General features: G+C 34.6%; 2 protein-coding genes. Both read right to left on the bottom strand.

Annotated elements, in window-relative coordinates:
• Window positions 1–1,861 (bottom strand): AIR synthase-related protein (locus tag ACH2BG_RS04665; protein ID WP_395046558.1); only part of this gene is annotated, 1,861 nt, incomplete at its 3' end.
• 100 nt (window positions 1,862–1,961) lie between these two features.
• Complete coding sequence (locus tag ACH2BG_RS04660) at window positions 1,962–3,794, bottom strand: endonuclease (RefSeq protein WP_395046557.1); 1,833 nt, start codon at window positions 3,792–3,794, stop codon at window positions 1,962–1,964.
• Window positions 3,795–3,968 lie beyond the last annotated feature (174 nt).

The raw sequence follows: 3,968 nt of genomic DNA, 5'->3' as shown, positions 1-3,968 counted from the left end.
CACATTGTTGTTTGGCGACTTTTCCACCAACGCAACGGTCTACTTTATTGGTTAACCAATCTTTACAAGCTACAGCTTCTAATTGTAATACTTGTTCTAAATAAGTTGCAATTTTATCTTTAGAATATTCTAATTCTGAATATTTTCGATCGATAGTTTTATCGGTCATAACCACCTTTGGTGAACTTCCGAAGAAATCTTCCAAAGCATAATCCATAGGTTTTGCACCAGTAGATTTTGATTCGAATGTAAAACGATGGTCAGCTGTAACATCACCAACTTGATACATTGGCGAACGTTCTCTGTCTGCAATTCTTTGTAAAATATCGATATCTTTCTGACCAATAACCAATCCCATTCTTTCTTGCGATTCGTTACCAATGATTTCTTTGGCAGATAATGTTGGATCTCCAATAGGTAATTTGTCTAAATCGATTAAACCTCCTGTTTCTTCAACCAATTCCGAAAGGCAATTTAAATGTCCTCCAGCACCGTGATCGTGAATAGAAACAATTGGATTATTATCACTTTCTACCAATCCACGAATGGCATTGGCAGCACGTTTTTGCATTTCTGGGTTAGAACGTTGAATAGCGTTTAATTCGATTCCAGTACTAAAAGCACCAGTATCTGCAGATGAAACTGCTGCTCCACCCATTCCGATTCTATAATTTTCACCACCAAGAATAACGATTTTGTCGCCTGCTTGAGGTTTTTTCTTAATGGCTTGGTCTAGTTTTCCGTATCCAATTCCGCCAGCTTGCATGATTACTTTGTCGAAACCTAATTTCCGAGCTTGTTCTTCGTGTTCAAAAGTTAAGATTGAACCAGTAATAAGCGGTTGACCAAATTTGTTACCAAAATCGGAAGCACCATTAGATGCTTTTATCAAAATATCCATTGGTGTTTGATACAACCAAGGTCTTTCGTTCATTGCATTTTCCCATGGTCTTGTTTCCTCTAATCTTGAATAAGATGTCATGTAAACAGCAGTTCCAGCCAATGGCAATGAACCTTGTCCTCCAGCCAAACGGTCACGAATTTCTCCGCCAGAACCAGTTGCAGCTCCATTGAATGGCTCTACGGTTGTTGGGAAATTGTGTGTTTCTGCTTTTACAGAAATTACAGAATCGAATTCTTTAATTTCGTAAAAATCAGGTTTGTCAGCTGTTTTTGGAGCGAATTGTTGCACTCTTGGACCTTTTACAAAAGCTACATTGTCTTTATAAGCTGATACAATACCATTAGGATTTTCGGCTGATGTTTTTTTGATTAATTTGAATAGGGAAGTAGGCATTTCTTCTCCATCGATAACAAAAGTTCCGTTGAAAATTTTGTGACGACAGTGTTCTGAATTGGCTTGAGAGAAAGCAAAAACTTCCGAATCGGTTAGTTTTCGATTTAATTTTATAGATAAATTATCTAAATAATCTACTTCTTCTTGACTTAAAGCCAAACCTTCTTGTTTGTTGTAAGCAGCAATATCATTAATATTCAAAATGGGTTCAGGTTGAATATTGATTGTATAAATTTCCTGATTTAGCTCGGAATATTTTTGCGAAAGCATCGGGTCGAAATCAGTAAAATCAGCTGAAATTTTTTCGAATTCTTCGATTCTAATAATCCCTGAAATTCCCATGTTTTGAGTAATTTCGACTGCATTTGTACTCCAAGGAGTAATCATGGCGGCACGAGGACCAACAAAAAAATCCGTCAGTACGGATTTTTCTATTTTATGTGCGCTACTAAAAAGCCAGTTTAATTTATTGATGTTTTCTGCTGATAGTTCTCCCGAAACTTCAGGATTGCTCGTCTGAACTGCAAAAACCGTGTTGGTTTGGTTTCCGAAGAAATGAATCATTGTGTGTGTGTTTGTGTTGTTGTTTGAAAGTGCAAATTTAAGGATTTCTAATTAAATTATAGCATAAAAAAAAGCGACATTTCTGTCGCTTTTTTAATTTTTAGTTGATTATCATTTTTTTAGTTATCGATTCGTTGCCTTTACTTACTTTAATTAAATAAATTCCTTTCTGAAGACTAGAAATAGATACTATTGAATTTGTATTTTTTTTCTCAAATACTTTTTGACCTACTAATGAATAGATTTCAACTGAATGGTTTTCGTTTGAATTATCAAAACGAATATTGAAATTCCCGCTTGATGGATTTGGATAAATATCAAAATCTGTACTTACTATTTCTTTTATTTCGTTTGTTCCCATTTTGTTTCCCAATCCTGTACAAGTATCTGCTGTGAAAACATCCCAGTCTGTAGTTTTGTTAAAAGTAGCTTTAGGAACAGTAGCAGTTGCTTTTCGTCTTAAAGTTTCATCTATAGAAAAATTTGCTGTACCACCATTGAAATCTCCAATAACGTCAATTAATACGCCATTTTTGAATAAACCAACAGCGTCATTTCCGTTGAAAGTCATATCTGTTGAAGAGGTAGATAAATTTGCAGTTGTTGTGGAATAACAAGCTGATGAAATCAAACTATTTACAATTACAAATTTTCCGTTATTTGCAATCGTTCCAGAAAGTGTTATTCCAGTACTCCATGCACCAGCTCCATTGGTTTGCTTTTTAACACTATAAAAAGAAAGACTTATAGAAGCTCCAGTGGCATTTGCAATTTCCAAAGCTTTATTGTTAGACGAACCTTCTAGATATTCAGAAAAATACAAATCAGTTACACTTGGAGTCGATGCACTTGTTGTTGCATTTATTGTAGAACTTGATGTTGAAATATTAGCAGCAGCGTCTTTAGCTCTAACATAGAAAGAATAAGTTGTAGCGGCTGTTAATCCAGTTATTGAAGCACTTGTTGAAGTAACCGATGCTTTCAAACTTCCATTCATATACACATCATAACCAGTAACTGCAACATTGTCTGTTGAAGCTGTCCAACTTAAATTTAAGGTTGTTTGAGTAATATTAGCAGATACTAAATTTATTGGAGTCGTTGGCGCTTGTGTATCAGAAGGTAGTGTTCCAGTTCCCCAAATTGAGTTGACATATTCTGGATGATCTATATATGGGTTTCTATTTCCTTGACGAATATAAATTGCATTGTTACGAGCAATTTCTCTTGTACTTACAGGATCTTGAGCATGCCAAGTTAACAGCATAGCTTTAAAAGCAGTAGTGAAAACCTGATTGCTTGTTCCGTTGAACATATCGTAAGAATACCCAGAAACGGTATTTTCATAACGAGTTGCAAAATAAAAATACATACGGGCAATATCTCCTTTAAATTCGTTAATTGGTTCAAAAACAGTTCCAGAATAACCGGATACAGAACTTGAACCCAATTTGCTTCCGTTTAATGAAGTCCATGTAGCTGTTGCAACGGTTCCGTGAGGATAGTTACTTCTCATACCATTTACTTTTCCATCAGTTGGCGGAATGTGGTGGGCGTCAGATACCATTGGAGCCGATTCATTAAAAACCGATTGTGGAACAATATGTTCTCTATTGTAACAATTTCCTTCAACACTATAGGTTCCGCATTGACTTGTACTGTAGAAATATTTATAAGGATCAGTACTTGTTGGGTTTTCTGAATAAATATCTATGATTGAATTATCATTTTCATATTGATTGTCTCTGTCGGAAGTAGAGTAAGTTGTCCAAAGTCCAGCATAGCCTTTGTCGGTATGTCCTTTAATTTTATTATACAATTGGGTTTTTAGAGTATAACCCGTTCCAGTTGCTGTGTTGTAATATCCGGTTGGAATTTGAGCAAATGAATAAATTGAAAATAGTAATGTGAGTAATTGTAGTCTTAGTTTCATTCAGCTATTGTTTGTTGGTTAGTATTCTATTTTGGTAAAATTTAAAAACTCAGGCAAAAATATTGGTAAATAAAACAACTAGTATTTAATCAACATTAACTAATCGTTAAGTATTTGTTATTGATAATTAATTATTTACGATAAAAATAGACATAAAAAAAGCGGCAAATTTGC

Source organism: Flavobacterium sp., from assembly GCF_043779715.1.
In the GTDB taxonomy this organism is placed as follows: Bacteria; Bacteroidota; Bacteroidia; order Flavobacteriales; family Flavobacteriaceae; genus Flavobacterium.
This window is presented reverse-complemented; position numbering and strand designations above follow the sequence as displayed.